The organism is Streptomyces sp. YGL11-2 (assembly GCF_050054615.1).
Classification (GTDB): Bacteria; Actinomycetota; Actinomycetes; order Streptomycetales; family Streptomycetaceae; genus Streptomyces.
This window is the reverse complement of the sequence record NZ_JBNHIN010000016.1, coordinates 179,661-193,651: the sequence shown is the minus strand read 5'-3', so window position 1 is coordinate 193,651 and position 13,991 is coordinate 179,661. Positions and strand designations below refer to the sequence as shown.

Below are 13,991 nucleotides of genomic sequence, written 5' to 3'. Positions count from 1 at the left end.
GGTGGCCCTCGGTGACGGACTCCGAGGTGAACAGGCGGCGGGACACATCGCTCCCTGGGGTTGCAGCGGCTGCTGGCTGATCATTGGCGGAAGGGCCGAGAGCTGCGCTCGGCCGAATCCACTGCCAGTTTACGGGTCGCATGTGGCGCTCGGGCACGCAGTCTCGATTTATGGAACCCCCGTGACCTGGGACACCACGCCACACGCTAGTGACGATCACCTTGAGAATCGGTCGGGTCAAGAGGACATGCCGAATTTTGCGGGGCCAGTGGGAGTAATGAGGGGGACCCCTCCAGGGCGGTGGCGCGCCCCCCAGGACTCCCCCGGGTCAGCGGCCGGGGCCCGCCAGGCGGGGGGCGACCAGGTCCCAGAGGGTGTCGGCGAGGGCTTCCTTGGGGCCGTACGGGACGGGTGTCTCGGTGCCGTCCGTGGCCAGGATCACGGCCTCGTTCTCGGCCGAGCCGAACGCCTTGTGCTCGCCGACCTCGTTGACGACGAGCAGATCGCAGCCCTTGCGGGCGAGCTTGGCGCGGCCGTTGGCCAGGACGTCGTCGGTCTCCGCGGCGAAGCCGACGACCAGCCGGCCGGGGCGGGCCCGGTCGGCGGAGAGCTCGGCGAGGATGTCCGGATTCCGTACCAGCGTGACGGGTTCCGGCTCCTGGCCCTCCCGCTTCTTGATCTTGCCGGGGGCGTAGACGGCGGGCCGGAAGTCCGCGACGGCGGCGGCCATCACCACCGCGTCGGCGTCCGCCGCGGCCTTCAGCACGGACTCGCGCAGCTGCCCGGCGGTGCCGATGTGGATCACGTCGACGCCGGCCGGATCGGGCAGTTCGGTGTTGCCCGCGACGAGGGTGACCCGCGCACCGCGGGCCGCGGCCGTGCGGGCGAGCGCGTAGCCCTGCTTGCCGGAGGAGCGGTTGCCCAGGTAGCGCACGGGGTCCAGCGGCTCCCGGGTGCCGCCCGCACTGACCACGACATGGCGGCCCGCGAGGTCCTGCAGGAGCCCCTTGGCGCCGCGGGCCAGCACCTGGCGACAGAGCTGGAAGATCTCGACGGGGTCGGGGAACCGGCCCTTGCCGGTGTCGACGCCGGTCAGCCGGCCGACGGCGGGCTCGATGACGATCGCGCCACGGCGCCGCAGCGTGGCGACGTTCTCCTGGGTGGCCGGGTTCTCCCACATCTCGGTGTGCATCGCGGGCGCGAAGACCACCGGGCAGCGGGCGGTGAGGAGCGTGTTGGTCAGCAGGTCGTCGGCGAGGCCGTGGGCGGCCTTGGCGAGCATGTCGGCGGTGGCCGGGGCGACGACCACGAGGTCGGCGTGCTGCCCGATCCGGACGTGCGGGACCTCGTGGACGGACTCCCAGACCTCGGTGGAGGCCGGGTTGCCGGAGAGTGCGGCCCAGGTGGCCTCGCCGATGAAGTGCAGCGACGCGGCCGTCGGCACGACCCGTACGTCGTGGCCCGACTCGGTGAACTGCCGCAGCAGCTCGCACGCCTTGTACGCGGCGATCCCGCCGCTGACCCCCAGGACGACCCTCGGCCGCTCCCGCTCCCGCTTCTCCATCGCTTCGCCGCTCCCCGAGCCTCGGTCCGAACGCATGACGCGCAACGTATGTCCTAATGACACACCAAGGGCCCGGCAGACGCTCTGCCGGGCCCTCGATGAGGAATCTGCACCACCGCTTACTGGGTGGCCGGGCCCTCGACGGACTCGGAGGTCAGCAGACCCGCGTTGATCTCGCGGAGCGCGATCGACAGCGGCTTCTCGTGGACATGCGTGTCGACCAGCGGGCCGACGTACTCCAGCAGGCCCTCGCCGAGCTGGGAGTAGTACGCGTTGATCTGGCGCGCGCGCTTGGCGGCGTAGATCACGAGGCTGTACTTCGAGTCGGTGGCCTCGAGAAGCTCATCAATGGGCGGGTTGATGATGCCCTCGGGTGCGGTGATGGAAGAGGACACTCTCTACCTTCCGAAAGGGGATGAAGCAGGTGGCAGCGTGGACACGCTGAAAATGCTGAAACGGAAAATCCGCGGCGCCGGGATCAGGATCGGGTCAGCTGCTGGCGTCCCGGTCCCCAGATCGACGCAGCATGAAGGCTAGCAGCTCACGGCTGACGTCCTCGACGGAGGTGTTGACGAGAGTCACATCGAACTCCTTCTCCGCAGCCAGCTCGATCCTGGCGGCCTCCAGCCGGCGCTCGATGACCTCGGGCGCCTCGGTGCCGCGGCCGGTGAGCCGGCGCACCAGTTCCTCCCAGCTCGGCGGGGCCAGGAAGACCAGGTGGGCATCGGCCATGGACTCGCGGACCTGGCGGGCGCCCTGCAGGTCGATCTCCAGCAGGACGGGCTCCCCGGACTCCAGCCGGTCCAGCACCGCCTTACGGGGGGTGCCGTAGCGGTTGCCCGCGAATTCGGCCCATTCCAGCAGCTCGCCATTGGCGACCAGCTTGTCGAATTCCTCGTTGTCGACGAAGAAGTACTGGACGCCGTGGCGCTCCCCGGGGCGCGGTTTGCGGGTGGTGGCCGAAACCGAGAGCCAGACCTCGGGGTGGACCTTGCGCATATGCGCGACGACCGTGCTCTTGCCGACCCCCGAGGGGCCGGAGAGCACGGTCAGCCGCGGTTGTCTGGCCGGGGGGACGGGGGCCATCCCCCGGGAGACTGCAGAACTCATGCAGCGATTATTCCAGCTTCCGGGCGGTGCCGGAAAATCAGGAAGCGGGGCTGCCGAACTCGCGCTCCAGCGATGCGATCTGGTTGGAGCCGAGGCCGCGTACACGGCGGCTCTCGGAGATGCCGAGCCGCTCCATGATCTGCTTGGCGCGGACCTTGCCCACGCCGGGCAGGGACTCCAGCAGGGCGGAGACCTTCATCTTGCCGATGACGTCGTTCTCCTGACCCTGCTTGATGACCTCATGGAGGGAGGCACCGGAGTGCTTGAGCCGATTCTTGACCTCGGCGCGCTCCCGGCGAGCCGCGGCGGCCTTTTCGAGCGCGGCAGCGCGCTGTTCAGGGGTAAGGGGCGGAAGAGCCACGCCTACGTCACCTCGGATGTCGAACTGTCGGATACGGACCGGTGTGGAACCTAGTCGCCCCGCATGAGCGGAGCAACGAGCAACGCGCTTACGTGCAGTGCTCTCGTCGGAGACTAGCGGCCGATCGCGCCGGAGTCAGCGAGAACAGACGAAAAGTCCTGGTCAGACTCTGCTGACCAGGACATTTCGGGACCAAATGACCGCCTTATCCGACCGCTGCCCGCACTTCGTCGGCGAAACGGGCCGCCGCCGCGCGCAGCGCCGCGGTGTCCGGGCCGTGCCGCAGCACCCCCCGGCTGACGCTCGGCACCACGTTGCGGACCGTGTCGCCGAAGACGGTGGGCAGGTCGGCGGGGGTGGCGCCCTGCGCTCCGATGCCGGGGGCCAGCAGCGGCCCGTTGATCGCCAGATCGAACGAGGAGAGATCGCCGAGGGTGGCCCCGACGACCGCGCCGAAGGACCCGAGCGGCGCCTGCCCGGCGTTGTCCGCGGCGAGGTGGCCGAGCATCGTGGCGGCGACGGTGCGGCCGTCCTCGCGCACCGCCCGCTGGACCTCCGCGCCCTCCGGGTTCGAGGTGAGTCCGAGCACGAACAGCCCGGCGCCGCTCTCCCGCGCCAGCTCGACGGCCGGCCGCAGGGAGCCGTAGCCCAGGTACGGGGAGACCGTCAGCGCGTCCGAGAACAGCGGCGAGTCCGTGCGCAGGAACGCCTCGGCGTACGCGCTCATCGTGGAACCGATGTCGCCGCGCTTGGCGTCCATGAGGATCAGCGCGCCGCGCTCGCGCGCCTCCTCGACCGCGGTCTCCAGGACGGCGACGCCGCGCGAGCCGAAGCGCTCGAAGAACGCGGACTGCGGCTTGAAGACGGCGACCTGCTCGCCCAGCGCCTCCACGACGGTGCGGGTGAAGCGGGCCAGGCCCGCGACATCGTCGTTCAGGCCCCAGTCGGCCAGCAGCGAGGCGTGCGGGTCGATGCCGACGCAGAGCGGACCGCGCTCGTCCATGGCGCGGCGGAGGCGGGCGCCGAAGGGCTCGGGTCCGGCCGTCATGAGGTCACCTTCTTGTGCTCGGCGCCGACCGCGTCGGCGAGGGTGGCGTACGGGCTGTTGCGCAGGCGCGCGGCCAGGCCCTTGTGGATCGCGCGGCACCAGAACGGGCCCTCGTAGATGAAGGCGCTGTAGCCCTGGACGAGGGTGGCGCCGGCGAGGATGCGCTGCCAGGCGTCCTCGGCGGTCTCGATGCCGCCGACCCCGATGAGGGTGATCCGGTCGCCGACCCGGGCGTACAGGCGGCGCAGCACCTCCAGGGAGCGCTCCTTGACGGGCGCGCCGGAGAGGCCGCCGGTCTCGGCGACCAGCTTCGGGTCGGAGACCAGCCCCAGGCCCTCGCGGGCGATCGTGGTGTTGGTGGCGATGATGCCGTCCAGGCCCAGTTCCAGGGCGAGGTCGGCGACCGCGTCGACGTCCGCGTCGGCCAGGTCCGGGGCGATCTTGACCAGGAGCGGGACCCGGCGGCCGGTGACCGTGCGGTCGGCGGCCTCGCGGACCGCGGTCAGCAGCGGGCGCAGGTGGTCGACGGCCTGGAGGTTGCGCAGTCCGGGCGTGTTCGGGGAGGAGACGTTGACGACGAGGTAGTCGGCGTGCCGGGCCAGCCGCTCGGTGGAGGTGACGTAGTCGGCGGTCGCCTCGGCTTCCGGGACGACCTTGGTCTTGCCGATGTTGACGCCGACGGTGGTCCGGAACACCGGGTTCCGGGCGGCCAGACGGGCCGCGACGGCCGCCGAGCCCTCGTTGTTGAAGCCCATCCGGTTGATCAGCGCGCGGTCCGGCACCAGCCGGAACAACCGCTTCTTCGGATTGCCGGGCTGCGGCTGGGCGGTGACGGTGCCGATCTCGACGTGGTCGAAGCCGAGCATGGTCATCCCGTCGATGGCCACGGCGTTCTTGTCGAAGCCGGCGGCCAGGCCGAAGGGGCCGTGCATCCGGCGGCCCAGGGCCTCGGTGCGCAGCTCCTTGTAACGGGGGGCGAGGGCGGCCGCGACGAAGGTGCGCAGCACGGGCACACGGGCGGCCAGGCGGATCCAGCGGAAGGCCAGGTGGTGGGCCTTCTCGGGGTCCATGCGCTGGAAGAACAGCTGGAAGAACAGGCGGTACATGGTGGGGCGGGCCTTCCGCGGGTGGGTTCGGGTGGGCTCATGAAGAGGGGGACACCACCGTGGTGTCCCCCTCCCGGGCCTACTCCTCGCGGGCCGCGGTCAGATGTCGCGCGTGCTCCTGGAGGGAGCGCACCCCGACGTCGCCGCGGGACATCGCCTCGATGCCCTGTACGGCCGCGGCCAGCGCCTGGACCGTGGTCAGGCAGGGGATGCCGCGGGCGACGGACGCGGTGCGGATGTCGTAGCCGTCGAGCCGGCCGCCGGTCCCGTAGGGGGTGTTGACGATCAGGTCGACCTCCCCGTCGTGGATCAGCTGGACGATGGTCTTCTCGCCGTTGGGGCCCTCGCCCTCGGACTGCTTGCGCACCACGGTGGCCTTGATGCCGTTGCGGCGCAGCACCTCGGCGGTGCCGGAGGTGGCCAGCAGCTCGAAGCCGTGGGCGACCAGCTCGCGGGCCGGGAAGATCATCGAGCGCTTGTCGCGGTTGGCGACGGAGACGAACGCGCGGCCCTTGGTGGGCAGCGCCCCGTAGGCGCCGGTCTGCGACTTGGCGTACGCGGTGCCGAAGACCGAGTCGATGCCCATGACCTCGCCGGTGGAGCGCATCTCCGGGCCGAGGACGGTGTCCACGCCGCGGCCGTGGATGTCGCGGAACCGCGACCAGGGCATGACGGCTTCCTTGACGGAGATCGGCGCGTCCAGCGGCAGGGTGCCGCCGTCGCCGGTCCTGGGCAGCATGCCCTCGGCGCGCAGCTCGGCGATGGTGGCGCCCAGCGAGATCCGGGCGGCGGCCTTGGCCAGCGGCACCGCGGTGGCCTTCGAGGTGAAGGGGACGGTGCGCGAGGCGCGCGGGTTGGCTTCGAGGACGTAGAGGATGTCGCCGGCCATCGCGAACTGGATGTTGATCAGCCCGCGGACCCCGACTCCCTTGGCGATGGCCTCCGTTGAGGCCCGCAGCCGCTTGATGTCGAAGCCGCCGAGGGTGATCGGGGGCAGCGCGCAGGCGGAGTCGCCGGAGTGGATGCCGGCCTCCTCGATGTGCTCCATGACGCCGCCGAGGTAGAGCTCGTGGCCGTCGTAGAGCGCGTCGACGTCGATCTCGATGGCGTCGTCGAGGAACCGGTCGATGAGGACCGGGTGCCGGTCGATCAGGCCGGCGTGCCGCTCCAGGTACCCGGCCAGCGACGGCTCGTCGTAGACGATCTCCATGCCCCGGCCGCCGAGCACGTACGAGGGCCGAACCATGACCGGGTAGCCGATCTCGGCGGCGATCGTCTTGGCCTCGTCGAAGGAGAAGGCGGTGCCGTACTTGGGGGCCGGCAGCCCGGCCTCGGTCAGCACCCGGCCGAACGCGCCGCGCTCCTCGGCCAGGTCGATGGCCTCCGGCGACGTGCCGACGATCGGCACGCCGTTGTCCTTGAGCGCCTGCGCCAGGCCCAGCGGGGTCTGCCCGCCGAGCTGGACGATGACGCCGGCGACCGGGCCAGCCTGGGTCTCGGCGTGCACGATCTCCAGGACGTCCTCCAGGGTGAGCGGCTCGAAGTAGAGCCGGTCGGAGGTGTCGTAGTCGGTGGAGACGGTCTCCGGGTTGCAGTTGACCATCACGGTCTCGTAGCCGGCGCCGCTGAGCGCGAAGGAGGCGTGGACGCAGGAGTAGTCGAACTCGATGCCCTGGCCGATGCGGTTGGGGCCGGAGCCGAGGATGATCACGGCCGGCTTCTCGCGCGGGGCGACCTCGGTCTCCTCGTCGTAGGACGAGTAGAAGTACGGGGTCTTCGCCGCGAACTCGGCCGCGCAGGTGTCGACGGTCTTGTAGACGGGCCGGACGCCGAGGGCGTGCCGGACCTCCCGGACGACGTCCTCGCGCAGGCCGCGGATGTCCGCGATCTGGGCGTCGGAGAAGCCGTGGCGCTTTGCGTCCGCAAGGATGTCCGGGCCGAGCTTGTCGACCGCGGCGATCTCGTCGGCGACCTCCTTGACGAGGAAGAGCTGGTCGACGAACCACGGGTCGATCTTCGTGGCGTCGAAGACCTCCTGCGGGGTGGCGCCGGCCCGGATCGCCTGCATCACGGTGTTGATCCGGCCGTCGGTCGGGACCTGGGCCACCTCCAGCAGCTCCGCCTTGCCGCCGGGCTCACCGGTGAAGGCGAACTGGCTGCCCTTCTTCTCCAGCGAGCGCAGCGCCTTCTGGAGCGCCTCGGTGAAGTTGCGGCCGATGGCCATCGCCTCGCCGACCGACTTCATGGTCGTGGTGAGGGTGGCGTCGGCGACCGGGAACTTCTCGAAGGCGAACCGCGGGACCTTCACGACGACGTAGTCGAGGGTCGGCTCGAAGGAGGCCGGGGTCTGCTCGGTGATGTCGTTGGGGATCTCGTCGAGGGTGTAGCCGACGGCGAGCCGGGCGGCGATCTTCGCGATCGGGAAGCCGGTGGCCTTGGAGGCCAGCGCGGACGAGCGGGAGACCCGGGGGTTCATCTCGATGACGATCACCCGGCCGTCCTCGGGGTTGACCGCGAACTGGATGTTGCAGCCGCCGGTGTCCACGCCGACCTCGCGGATCACCGCGATGCCGATGTCCCGCAGGATCTGGTACTCGCGGTCGGTGAGCGTCATCGCCGGCGCGACGGTGATCGAGTCGCCGGTGTGCACGCCCATGGGGTCGAAGTTCTCGATGGAGCAGACGACCACGACGTTGTCGTGCTTGTCGCGCATCAGCTCCAGCTCGTACTCCTTCCAGCCGAGGATGGACTCCTCCAGGAGCACCTCGGTGGTCGGCGAGAGCGTCAGGCCCTGGCCGGCGATCCGGCGCAGCTCCTCCTCGTCGTGCGCGAAGCCGGAGCCGGCGCCGCCCATGGTGAACGAGGGGCGGACGACGACCGGGTAGCCGCCGAGCTCGTCGACGCCCTTGAGGACGTCGTCCATGGAGTGGCAGATGACCGAGCGGGCGGACTCGCCGTGGCCGATCTTGGCGTTGACCGCGGCGACGACGTCCTTGAACAGGTCGCGGTCCTCGCCCTTGTGGATCGCCTCGACGTTGGCGCCGATCAGCTCGACGCCGTACTTGTCGAGGGTGCCGGCCTCGTGCAGCGAGATGGCGGTGTTGAGCGCCGTCTGGCCGCCCAGGGTGGGCAGCAGGGCGTCCGGGCGCTCCTTGGCGATGATCTTCTCGACGAACTCCGGGGTGATCGGCTCGACGTACGTCGCGTCGGCGATCTCCGGGTCGGTCATGATCGTGGCCGGGTTGGAGTTCACCAGGATGACGCGCAGGCCCTCGGACTTGAGGACCCGGCATGCCTGGGTTCCGGAGTAGTCGAATTCGGCGGCCTGGCCGATGACGATCGGGCCGGAGCCGATGACCAGGACGGACTGGATATCGGTGCGCTTAGGCACGCTGGCCCTCCATCAGGGAAACGAAGCGGTCGAAGAGGTACGCGGCGTCGTGCGGACCCGCGGCCGCTTCGGGGTGGTACTGGACGCTGAAGGCCGGCTGGTCGAGGAGCTGGAGCCCCTCCACCACGTCGTCGTTGAGGCAGACGTGGGAGACCTCGGCGCGGCCGAAGGGGGTGTCGGAGACCTTGTCGAGCGGCGCGTCCACGGCGAACCCGTGGTTGTGCGCGGTCACCTCGACCTTGCCCGTCGTACGGTCCTGCACGGGCTGGTTGATGCCGCGGTGCCCGTACTTGAGCTTGTACGTGCCGAAGCCGAGCGCCCGGCCCAGGATCTGGTTGCCGAAGCAGATGCCGAACAGCGGGGTCTTCCGCGAGAGCACCTCGCGCATCACGGAGACCGGGTGGTCGGCGGTGGCCGGGTCGCCCGGCCCGTTGGAGAAGAACACGCCGTCGGGGTCGACCGCGTAGACGTCCTCGGCGGTGGCGGTGGCCGGCAGGACGTGCACCTCGATGCCGCGCTCGGCCATCCGGTGCGGGGTCATGCCCTTGATGCCGAGGTCGACGGCGGCGACGGTGAACTTCTTCGCACCGATCGCGGGGACGACGTACGGCTCCTTGGTGGCGACCTGGGCGGAGAGGTCCGCGCCCTGCATCTCGGGGGCCTGGCGCACCTCGGCGAGCATCGTGCCCGCGTCGGGCAGCGCGTTGCCGGAGAAGATGCCGACCCGCATCGCGCCGCGCTCGCGCAGATGGCGGGTGAGCGCACGGGTGTCGATACCGCTGATGCCGACGACGCCCTGGTGGCGCAGCTCCTCGTCGAGGGAGCGCCGGGAGCGCCAGTTGGACGGCACGCGGGCGGGGTCGCGGACCACGTAGCCGGAGACCCAGATCCGCGCGGACTCCGGGTCCTCGTCGTTCACCCCGGTGTTGCCGACGTGCGGGGCGGTCATGATGACGACCTGGCGGTGGTACGAGGGGTCGGTCAGCGTCTCCTGATAGCCGGTCATGCCGGTGGAGAACACCGCCTCGCCGAAGGTCTCCCCCACGGCCCCGTAGGCACGGCCGCGGAAGGTGCGGCCGTCCTCCAGGACGAGTACGGCGGGGATTTTGGCGGTCCCCTTGGTGGAGGTCGTCATCGTGCGCCTTCCGTTTCGGTGTGCTCGGTGGTGTGCTCGCTGCTGCTGAGCTGGTTGATGGCCTCGACCCAGGCCGGGTGCTCGCCGGCCCGGTCGGAGCGGAAGCCGGAGTCGATCTGCTTGTCGCCGTGCTCCCAGGTGACGATCAGCAGGCCGCCTTCGGTCAGGACCTTGCCGGCGATGCCCTTGTCCAGGCGGGCGCCGCGCAGGGCAGCGGCCGGCACGAAGAAGTCCTCGGCTCCCGGCCGTACGACGTCCAGGCCCCGGTCGGTCAGGGCCAGCTCGACGCGGCTGCGGGTGCCCAGGCCGCGGGCGACGATCCGGTCGAGCCACTGCCCGGCGGTGGTGGAGCCGTGGTAACGGCCGCTAAGCGTCATACGGGGCGCGCCCGCGTCAGCGGGGGCAGCGGGCAGCTCGGGCAGATCGCCCTGGAGGGTGCCGCGCCACTTCCAGCCCTGGCGCATCAGCCAGTAGACGAAGACGACGAAGACCAGGAGCCCGACGACCCAGGCGATCCGCGCGGCCCAGTCGGTGACCGGGGCGGAGTGCGGCGCTGCGGCCAGGTGGATGAGTGGAGGAGTCACGCCAGCTTCCCGTCGACGACCGTTGCGCGGCCCCGCAGGAAGGTGTGGGTGACGCGCCCCGGCAGCTCACGGCCCTCGTAGGGGGTGTTGCGGCTGCGGGAGGCGAAGCCCGCGGGGTCCACCTCTCCACGGTAAGCGGAATCGACCAGCGTGAGGTTGGCGGGCTCGCCTACCGAGATGGGGCGGCCGTGGCCGGCGGCGCGGCCGATCCGGGCCGGTGCGAAGGACATCCGGTCCGCGACGTCCGCCCAGGTGAGCAGGCCGGTCTCCACCATCGTCTGCTGGACGACGGACAGCGCGGTCTCCAGGCCCACCATGCCCATGGCGGCGGCGGCCCACTCGCAGTCCTTGTCCTCGTGGGGGTGCGGGGCGTGGTCGGTGGCCACGATGTCGATCGTGCCGTCGGCGAGGGCCTCGCGCAGCGCCATGACGTCGCGCTCGGTGCGCAGCGGCGGGTTGACCTTGTAGACGGGGTTGTAGGTGCGCACCATCTCGTCGGTGAGCAGCAGGTGGTGCGGGGTGACCTCGGCCGTCACGTCGATGCCGCGGGACTTGGCCCAGCGCACGATCTCGACGCTGCCGGCGGTCGACAGGTGGCAGATGTGCACCCGGGACCCGACGTGCTCGGCGAGCAGCACATCGCGGGCGATGATCGACTCCTCGGCGACCGCGGGCCAGCCGCCCAGCCCCAGCTCGGCCGAGACGACGCCCTCGTTCATCTGGGCGCCCTCGGTCAGCCGCGGTTCCTGGGCGTGCTGCGCGACGACCCCGCCGAACGCCTTCACGTACTCCAGGGCGCGGCGCATGATCACGGCGTCGTCGACGCACTTGCCGTCGTCGGAGAAGACGGTGACGCCGGCCGCGGACTCGTGCATGGCACCCAGCTCGGCGAGCTTCCTGCCCTCCAGGCCGACGGTGACGGCGCCGATGGGCTGCACGTCGCAGTAGCCGTGCTCCTTGCCGAGCCGGTAGACCTGCTCGACGACGCCGGCGGTGTCGGCGACGGGGAAGGTGTTGGCCATGGCGAACACGGCCGTGTAGCCGCCGGAGGCGGCGGCCCGCGTGCCGGTCAGCACGGTCTCGGAGTCCTCCCGACCCGGCTCGCGCAGGTGGGTGTGCAGGTCGACGAGGCCCGGCAGCAGGATCTTGCCGGCGGCCTCGAAGACCTGGGCGCCCTCGGCGCTGGAGACGGTCAGATCGGTGCCGACCGCGGTGATGGTCCCGTCCGTGATCACGACGTCCTGCGGCTCGCCGCCGAGCACCTTCGCACCGCGGATCAGAATCTTGCTCATGTCTCTTACTTCTCCTCGGTACGGGGGTTCGTGACGGCGGGCTCGTTGCCGCCCAGCAGCAGGTACAGGACGGCCATGCGGATGGACACGCCGTTGGCCACCTGCTCGACGACCGTGCAGCGGTCGGAGTCGGCGACCTCGGCGGTGATCTCCATGCCGCGGACCATCGGGCCGGGGTGCATCACGATGGCGCTCCCGGGCATCCGCGCCATCCGGTCGCCGTCCAGGCCGTAGCGGCGCGCGTACTCGCGCTCGGTCGGGAAGAACGCGGCGTTCATGCGCTCGCGCTGCACCCGCAGCATCATCACGGCGTCGGACTTCGGCAGCACGCTGTCGAGGTCGTACGACACCTCGCACGGCCAGGTCTCGACGCCGACCGGCACCAGGGTGGGCGGTGCGACGAGGGTGACCTCGGCGCCGAGGGTGTGCAGCAGGTCGACGTTGGAGCGCGCGACGCGGCTGTGCAGCACATCGCCGACGATGGTGACGCGCTTGCCGCCGAGGTCCTGGCCGAGCCCGGCGTCCGGGCCGATGAGCCGGCGGCGCATGGTGAAGGCGTCGAGCAGCGCCTGGGTGGGGTGCTGGTGGGTGCCGTCGCCGGCGTTGATGACGGGGGCGTCGATCCAGCCGGAGGTGGCGAGCCGGTAGGGGGCGCCGGAGGCGCTGTGGCGGATGACCACGGCGTCGACGCCCATCGCCTCCAGGGTCTGGGCGGTGTCCTTGAGGGACTCGCCCTTGGAGACGCTGGACCCCTTGGCGGCGAAGTTGATGACGTCCGCGGACAGCCGCTTCTCGGCGGCCTCGAACGAGATCCGGGTCCGGGTCGAGTCCTCGAAGAAGAGGTTGCAGACCGTCCGTCCGCGCAGGGTGGGCAGTTTCTTGATCGGCCGGTCGGCGACCCGGGCCATTTCCTCGGCGGTGTCGAGGATCAGCACGGCGTCGTCCCGCGTGAGATCGGCGGCCGAGATGAGGTGGCGCTTCATCCGGTTTTCTCCGGTGGTGAGGGAGGTGTACGAGAATCCGTGGACGGGCATGGGTGCGGGCCCGGGGTCACCGGGTCCGTACGCGGTGCGCTAGCGCTCGCCGGCCGGGGCGTTGTGCTCGGCTTCCGAGGACTCGGTCGAAGAGCCGAGGCGGAGCGAAGCGGAGCGCAGGCCGAGCAGCACGGCGTCCCGGCCGTCCTCCTCGGTGAGCTGGACCTTGACCGTCTCCCGCAGCGACGTGGGGAGGTTCTTGCCTACGTAGTCGGCACGGATCGGCAGTTCGCGGTGGCCTCGGTCGACCAGCACCGCGAGCTGGACGGCGCGCGGGCGCCCGATGTCGCCCAGTGCGTCGAGCGCGGCGCGGATGGTGCGCCCGGAGAAGAGCACGTCGTCGACGAGGAGGACAACCCGGCCCTCGATGCCGTCGGCGGGGATGTCCGTACGGGCCAGCGTGCGGGCCGGGCCCAGCCGCAGGTCGTCGCGGTACATCGTGATGTCGAGCGAGCCCACCGGGATGGCGCGGCCGGTGATCTCCTCGAGCTTGGCGGCCAGCCGCCGGGCGAGGGAGACGCCGCGGGTGGGGATCCCCAGCAGCACCACGTCGTCCGCGCCCTTGGCGCGCTCGACGATCTCGTGGGCGATGCGGGTGAGCATCCTCGCGATGTCCGGGCCTTCCAGCACCGGTCGCGCGGGAAGCTGAACTCTCGTGTCGGAACTGCTTGCGTCCATACGAAACGGACCTCCTTCTCCGCCTCACGGGACGGACTTTAAAGGACGTCGGAATTACGTGGTTCAGGCTATCAGGAGGCCCCTCAGGAGCAGTCCACCCCCCTGACGGGTGATGGTCTGCCCCATTCGGCTTGACGAAGTCAGATTACGCTGCGTAACCTCACAGTGAGTTACCAGCCACGCGGCGGAGCCGCATGTCCATATAGCCGTCTGGGGAGCTTTATGTCCAGCGAATACGCCAAACAGCTCGGGGCCAAGCTCCGCGCCATCCGTACCCAGCAGGGCCTCTCTCTCCACGGCGTCGAGGAGAAGTCCCAGGGCCGCTGGAAGGCCGTGGTGGTGGGGTCCTACGAGCGCGGCGACCGTGCCGTAACCGTGCAGCGCCTCGCCGAGCTGGCGGACTTCTACGGCGTCCCGGTGCAGGAGCTGCTCCCGGGCACGACGCCCGGCGGCGCTGCCGAGCCGCCGCCGAAGCTGGTGCTGGACCTGGAGCGCCTCGCCCATGTCCCGCAGGAGAAGGCCGGCCCGCTCCAGCGCTACGCCGCCACCATCCAGAGCCAGCGCGGCGACTACAACGGCAAGGTCCTCTCGATCAGACAGGACGATCTCCGCACCCTTGCGGTGATCTACGACCAGTCGCCCTCGGTGCTCACCGAGCAGCTGATCAGCTGGGGTGTGCTCGACGCGG

At 70.7% G+C, this 13,991-nt stretch carries 13 protein-coding genes; 1 reads left to right on the top strand and 12 read right to left on the bottom strand.

From position 1 onward, the window contains the following. Window positions 1-328: 328 nt before the first annotated feature. The 12 genes from coaBC to pyrR all read right to left on the bottom strand — a co-directional run bounded on the left by coaBC (window position 329) and on the right by pyrR (window position 13,303). Complete coding sequence (gene coaBC, locus ACO1BR_RS20385) at window positions 329-1,600, bottom strand: bifunctional phosphopantothenoylcysteine decarboxylase/phosphopantothenate--cysteine ligase CoaBC (RefSeq protein WP_426796489.1); 1,272 nt, start codon at window positions 1,598-1,600, stop codon at window positions 329-331. 83 nt (window positions 1,601-1,683) lie between these two features. Further along, the gene (gene rpoZ, locus ACO1BR_RS20380) at window positions 1,684-1,959 is read right to left on the bottom strand and encodes a DNA-directed RNA polymerase subunit omega (protein ID WP_159504851.1); all 276 of its coding nucleotides are present in this window, start codon (window positions 1,957-1,959) and stop codon (window positions 1,684-1,686) included. Between the two features lie 94 nt (window positions 1,960-2,053). Then, a complete protein-coding gene (gmk, locus tag ACO1BR_RS20375) occupies window positions 2,054-2,674 on the bottom strand; it encodes a guanylate kinase (protein ID WP_426796488.1) in 621 nt (206 codons plus the stop codon). Window positions 2,675-2,711: 37 nt separating this feature from the next. After that, window positions 2,712-3,035 (bottom strand): integration host factor, encoded by a 324-nt coding sequence (locus tag ACO1BR_RS20370; protein ID WP_043263484.1) that lies wholly within the window; start codon window positions 3,033-3,035, stop codon window positions 2,712-2,714. A 205-nt stretch (window positions 3,036-3,240) separates the two neighbouring features. Further along, window positions 3,241-4,083 carry an orotidine-5'-phosphate decarboxylase gene (gene pyrF, locus ACO1BR_RS20365; protein ID WP_426796487.1) on the bottom strand — a complete coding sequence of 281 codons (843 nt, stop codon included), beginning with the start codon at window positions 4,081-4,083 and terminating at the stop codon, window positions 3,241-3,243. Further along, on the bottom strand, window positions 4,080-5,189 hold the full coding sequence (locus ACO1BR_RS20360; protein ID WP_426796486.1) for a quinone-dependent dihydroorotate dehydrogenase: 1,110 nt from the start codon (window positions 5,187-5,189) through the stop codon (window positions 4,080-4,082). The genes pyrF and ACO1BR_RS20360 overlap by 4 nt, the downstream gene beginning before the upstream one ends. A 79-nt stretch (window positions 5,190-5,268) precedes the next feature. Next, window positions 5,269-8,580: a carbamoyl-phosphate synthase large subunit gene (gene carB, locus ACO1BR_RS20355; RefSeq protein ID WP_426796485.1), complete on the bottom strand. Its 3,312-nt coding sequence runs from the start codon at window positions 8,578-8,580 to the stop codon at window positions 5,269-5,271. Beyond that, window positions 8,573-9,715, bottom strand: a complete 1,143-nt coding sequence (gene carA, locus ACO1BR_RS20350; protein ID WP_426796484.1) for a glutamine-hydrolyzing carbamoyl-phosphate synthase small subunit — start codon at window positions 9,713-9,715, stop codon at window positions 8,573-8,575. The genes carB and carA overlap by 8 nt, the downstream gene beginning before the upstream one ends. Beyond that, window positions 9,712-10,299, bottom strand: a complete 588-nt coding sequence (locus tag ACO1BR_RS20345; RefSeq protein ID WP_426796483.1) for a hypothetical protein — start codon at window positions 10,297-10,299, stop codon at window positions 9,712-9,714. Before ACO1BR_RS20345 ends, carA begins: the two co-directional genes overlap by 4 nt. Beyond that, window positions 10,296-11,591 carry a dihydroorotase gene (locus ACO1BR_RS20340; RefSeq protein WP_426796482.1) on the bottom strand — a complete coding sequence of 432 codons (1,296 nt, stop codon included), beginning with the start codon at window positions 11,589-11,591 and terminating at the stop codon, window positions 10,296-10,298. Before ACO1BR_RS20340 ends, ACO1BR_RS20345 begins: the two co-directional genes overlap by 4 nt. 5 nt (window positions 11,592-11,596) lie before the next feature. After that, window positions 11,597-12,574: an aspartate carbamoyltransferase catalytic subunit gene (locus ACO1BR_RS20335; protein ID WP_426796481.1), complete on the bottom strand. Its 978-nt coding sequence runs from the start codon at window positions 12,572-12,574 to the stop codon at window positions 11,597-11,599. Window positions 12,575-12,664: 90 nt separating this feature from the next. Then, on the bottom strand, window positions 12,665-13,303 hold the full coding sequence (pyrR, locus tag ACO1BR_RS20330; protein ID WP_426796480.1) for a bifunctional pyr operon transcriptional regulator/uracil phosphoribosyltransferase PyrR: 639 nt from the start codon (window positions 13,301-13,303) through the stop codon (window positions 12,665-12,667). Window positions 13,304-13,525: 222 nt separating this feature from the next. Here pyrR and bldD point away from each other — a divergent pair. Next, window positions 13,526-13,991, top strand: a 466-nt coding sequence (gene bldD / locus ACO1BR_RS20325) for a transcriptional regulator BldD (protein ID WP_426796479.1), incomplete at its 3' end; no start/stop codon positions are given.

Bases quoted from the DNA above. Each gene is read 5' to 3' on its own strand.
- pyrR (WP_426796480.1), bottom strand. From the start codon at position 13,303: ATGGACGCAAGCAGTTCCGACACGAGAGTTCAGCTTCCCGCGCGACCG.
- coaBC (WP_426796489.1), bottom strand. From the start codon at position 1,600: ATGCGTTCGGACCGAGGCTCGGGGAGCGGCGAAGCGATGGAGAAGCGG.
- ACO1BR_RS20335 (WP_426796481.1), bottom strand. From the start codon at position 12,574: ATGAAGCGCCACCTCATCTCGGCCGCCGATCTCACGCGGGACGACGCC.
- pyrF (WP_426796487.1), bottom strand. From the start codon at position 4,083: ATGACGGCCGGACCCGAGCCCTTCGGCGCCCGCCTCCGCCGCGCCATG.
- ACO1BR_RS20340 (WP_426796482.1), bottom strand. From the start codon at position 11,591: ATGAGCAAGATTCTGATCCGCGGTGCGAAGGTGCTCGGCGGCGAGCCG.
- gmk (WP_426796488.1), bottom strand. From the start codon at position 2,674: ATGAGTTCTGCAGTCTCCCGGGGGATGGCCCCCGTCCCCCCGGCCAGA.
- carA (WP_426796484.1), bottom strand. From the start codon at position 9,715: ATGACGACCTCCACCAAGGGGACCGCCAAAATCCCCGCCGTACTCGTC.
- ACO1BR_RS20360 (WP_426796486.1), bottom strand. From the start codon at position 5,189: ATGTACCGCCTGTTCTTCCAGCTGTTCTTCCAGCGCATGGACCCCGAG.